Origin of the sequence: Mesorhizobium sp. M5C.F.Ca.IN.020.32.2.1, from assembly GCF_004023105.1 — a bacterium.
Classification (GTDB): domain Bacteria; phylum Pseudomonadota; class Alphaproteobacteria; order Rhizobiales; family Rhizobiaceae; genus Mesorhizobium; species Mesorhizobium wenxiniae.
On sequence record NZ_RZSX01000618.1, the window covers coordinates 1 to 3,971 of the forward strand.

Sequence of the window (3,971 nt, forward strand, 5' to 3'; positions counted from 1 at the left end):
TGGTGGAGCAGGCGATCGAGAAGTGCGGTTGCTACGGCGGGGTCTCGGAAGACCTCGCCCCATTCGGCGAAGCCGCGGTTGGAGGTGATGATCATGGCGCCCTTCTCGTAGCGGGCATGGACGAGCTGGAAGATCAGGTAGCCGCCGCCGGGCCGACTGGTGATCCACGATCGAGCCGGCGAGCCCGTGTCGATGCCGGCTCAATACTCCCCGGAAGTGCCGTTTGAATTCTCCCCAGTTTAGCGCCGCGCGGGCGAGCCCCTTGCCGGTCAGTTCGCGGTGCATGGTCTTGATGATGTCGCCGCGTTCGCCGATACGACGCAGCGTGGCTTCGAGGTCGTCGTCGAGGCGTCAGCGGCGACCCGCGCGGATCTCCGCGGCCAGACAGACCCATGCGCTCGAGCTTGCGCAGCGGCCCTGATGCAGCGTCTGGCGAAACGCCTGGCGGCCGTCAGTCGAAACAATCCCGTGATCATCGCGCAGCAGCTGCCGATCTATGCTGGTGAAGCGTTCCTGCTTCCATTTCCCGGCACAGGCGATGCTCGATCTCGTGGTCGGTGCGTGGACCGAGTCGAGGCTGACCAGCTCGGCGGCCCGCCCACGGATCCCAGACGAGATATATTCGCGTGCGTGACGACATTCTCGTCGCGGTCGTCCTTGCCACGGACAATGACGTGGCTGTGCGGATGCCCGGTGTTGAAATGATCAGCCGCGACCCAGTCGATCTTGGTGCCGAAGTCTTCTTGCATCTGCGCCATGAGACGTCGGGTCAGCTGCATGAGGTCATCGTACTCGATGCCGTCTTTCGGCGGCGAATGTGACGACAGAAACGCCGATTCACTGCATTAGCGGCAGCTCATTCGCTCAAAAGGCACGTTTGCATGCTGCTACGTTTTCGAGGCAGTCATCCGACAGGTCCCCGATGTTGGTGGGGCGAAGCCGAAAACCAATAAATAAAATGGGAGAATTACAAGATGCATGATTGGAACCACGGCGCGAGCAAAAGCAATCCGTCGAAGCGTGCAACTCTGAAGGGAATGGTCGCATTCGGTTTAGCGGCGATGGCGGTCAGCTTCACGGTCGGGGCATCCGCCGCAGAGTCGTTGCTCGACAAAATCAAGAATGGAGAAACGATCCGGATCGGCTTCTCCAACGAAATACCCTGGGCATATCCCGGCAAAAACAACGAACCGCTCGGCTATGTTAATGCTATGACTCTGGACATCCTCAAGAAACTAGGCACCACTAAGGTCGAGCCGGTCGTAGCCGAATGGGGCTCGCTCATTCCCGGCTTGCAGGCGGGTCGCTTCGACATAATCACGGGCGGCATGTCCATCCTGCCGGACCGCTGCCGTAACGTGCTGTTTACTAACCCGATCGATAAGGACCCGGGTGCGCTACTCGTGCAGAAGGGCAATCCGAAGGAAGTGCACTCTTTCGAAGACGTACGCGACAAGGGCTTGATCTTCGTCACCGGCGCCGGATGGGCTTCGGTCGCTGTCGCGCAAAAAGTCGGTATCGCCGAAGACAAGATCGTGCAAGTAGCTGGCTTGGCGGAAGTGCTGCAGGCGGTGAAGACCGGCCGCGCGGATGTCGGTTCCGGCGGCTATTATACAATGCAGTTGGCCGCCGAAAAGGATGACAGCCTCGAGGTACCCGATCCTTACACACCGCCGCAGATTGTTGTGCCGGGAATCCCCGGCTACGCCGCCCTTGCTTTCCCACTCGACCAGCAGGCGGCAGTGGACGCCTTCAACGCAGTGTTGAAAGACTATATCGGCTCCAACGAAATGATGGAGTCGGTTGGCAAGTATGGCTACACAAAGACTACCCTGCCCGACAGCGGCCTCACTGCCGCCGAACTCTGCAAGGGCTGAAGCAAGGCTGCGCCTCCCCGGCGCCCTAGCCGGGGAGAGCGCCCAGCGATCGTTCGGCGAAGATTCTTGCGGTCAGCTCGACATCGGGCGAGATGGTTGAACTCTGCGCCTTTCGCCCCTTCTGGTCCTGGAAGCTGATGCCGCTCAGTGCCGCATTGAATGTGTTTTTCCAGTGAGGTGCCTGCCAATTTGTGCGGGAGGTGCTGTGGGAGCCATGGAAGGGATCAGTTCGCAAGGCGTAAGAGGCCTTGCAGGTCGATCGCTCCCTCTACACCTACAAGTCTAAGCGCTACACCGGGCCAGTTCGGTACGCTTCCGTGATCGCATGGATCACTATCAGCAGCGCACCAAGCTGCGGCTTTATGACCGGCTTCGTGCGCGTACAACCCGGGGCCAGCGAGAACCGGCGCATCTCAAAACCGTCTCGCGGCTCAGCCCGAAAACAAGGGCCGCCTCGCGACGGCCGTTGCCCTCCATAAAGACGAAATGCCAGCGGCGTAAACTTTACGGCATGACCCCGTGACCGCACTGCCAACCGCATTGTCGATCACCCGTAATCAAAGGCCCGTTCACATAGATGATCTCCCGGTCGAACGCATCGATGATGAAGGCCATGCGGATGATCTCGCCGTTCCAGCAGGCGAACTCCAGGCCATCGGAGCACCAGCGTTTGAGCGCATGACATCACCTTGCCATCGTGAAATGCGACCTTCGCGGCGGCCGGTGTGAGGCTCCAGAAGCAAGGCCGACTGCCGCATGATCCGATGCCCCCGCTTGCGGTTGACGATGGGCAGTCCTTGTTGCGTCAGTGCCCGGTTCACCAGTACGGGGATGCGCCGGTAAGCCATGGTAGGCCGCTCGTCGACGAAGCGGTGGATGAGCGGCAGCAAAGCCCTCGTCGTCGGCCTTGCGATAGGCGCCACGCGGCCTGGTCTTCCGCTGCGCCTGACAAGGAAGTTGGAGCGTGACACCCCGAGCACCTCGGCGATCCGCTTCACCGCAAGCCTCCCTTCGGAAGCGAGAGCGGCCGCAAGGTCGGTTTTTTGCCTGGGATTTGGCGAGCGCTTCCCGGAGGATCTCGTTCTCCCTGGTCTTGCGGCCGAGCAGGGGGTTCCAGCTCGCGCACCGCTCCTCGAGACGCCAAACTCTGAACTGCCGACGACGGTTCAACCGAACTCACTGCTGCCGCGCCTCTCTCGCTCACAGACGGCGCCAGCGGTAGAGAAGATTGGCTCCACACCATGCCGGGCAACGGACGACACCGTCTCGCCCGGCTCAAAACTCTCCTCGATGATCCGCAGCTTTGCTTCCGTGACCAGACCAATGCCGACGGCGCGGGACGCCGGTGATCACCTCGATGCGCTCATAGTCCTCGGACATAAGCCTGTCATCAAGCTTGTGGTTGAGCCTTTCTGCTTATGTCGGGTGTCCGATCGAAATGGGGGCAGTTCAGCAGAAAAGGTATCACTCCAAAGAAGACCGATGCCCGGTCTCTACTCAAAGGCTACGGCACCGATGAGGTGTTCGGATTCTGCATAAAGAGCGAAAAAACGCCGCTTTGCTGCGCTAAAAGAAGAAAATTCGCGCAAACCACCCAGATCGAGCTAAGTACACTCACAAGCCGGCGGACGGCATACCGCTCGAGCGGGTGTGCGGTGATAACGAAAAACGCGAAGGGAACAAAAAATGAATGAGTGGCCATTCAGTCGACGTGTAGTCGTGAAAGCAATGCTTGTAGGATCAGCGGCGCCTTGGGTTCTGAACTCAACGGCGTTCGCCGGATCATCGTGCGATGATCACATCGTGCGCATGGGCGCAATCGTTGCCCCCGATACGTTGAATCCGTTTGCGTCCTGGAGCAACTTTTGGCCGCTGGCGTTTACCTATGACTGGCTGGTTGGCGTGGACGCCCAGCGACATGACGATCGAAAGGGTTTTGCCAAATCGTGGTCTGTTGCCGACGACAACCTCACTTGGACCTTCAAGATTTGGCCCGGCATGAAGTGGTCGGACGGCAAGCCGGCCACGGCCAGAGACGCCGCGTTCACCTACAACTACCTGCGCAACTCTATAGGTAAGCCGGACGAACTGAAC

Annotated in this window: 3 protein-coding genes and 3 pseudogenes; 3 read left to right on the top strand and 3 right to left on the bottom strand. The window is 59.8% G+C overall.

Going from position 1 to position 3,971, the window contains the following annotated elements; genetic code table 11:
• Positions 1-152, bottom strand: a pseudogene (locus EOA86_RS25530) (ATP-binding protein); the annotation flags it as partial.
• A 474-nt stretch (positions 153-626) separates the two neighbouring features.
• Here EOA86_RS25530 and EOA86_RS40620 point away from each other — a divergent pair.
• On the top strand, positions 627-821 hold the full coding sequence (locus EOA86_RS40620; protein WP_236473029.1) for a hypothetical protein: 195 nt from the start codon (positions 627-629) through the stop codon (positions 819-821).
• Between the two features lie 153 nt (positions 822-974).
• Entirely contained in the window at positions 975-1,877 is a 903-nt protein-coding gene (gene ehuB, locus EOA86_RS25540; RefSeq protein ID WP_329608753.1) for an ectoine/hydroxyectoine ABC transporter substrate-binding protein EhuB, read from the top strand.
• 292 nt (positions 1,878-2,169) lie between these two features.
• On the opposite strand, the pseudogene EOA86_RS40625 reads toward ehuB, so the two are convergent.
• Together EOA86_RS40625 and EOA86_RS40630 are read right to left on the bottom strand one after the other, a co-directional pair.
• Positions 2,170-2,354 (bottom strand): annotated as a pseudogene (locus EOA86_RS40625) (IS21 family transposase); the annotation flags it as partial.
• Positions 2,355-2,453: 99 nt separating this feature from the next.
• Positions 2,454-3,257 (bottom strand): annotated as a pseudogene (locus EOA86_RS40630) (transposase); the annotation flags it as partial.
• 306 nt (positions 3,258-3,563) lie between these two features.
• Between EOA86_RS40630 and EOA86_RS25550 the strand changes: the two are divergent.
• Positions 3,564-3,971 (top strand): ABC transporter substrate-binding protein (locus tag EOA86_RS25550; protein WP_245497370.1); only part of this gene is annotated, 408 nt, incomplete at its 3' end.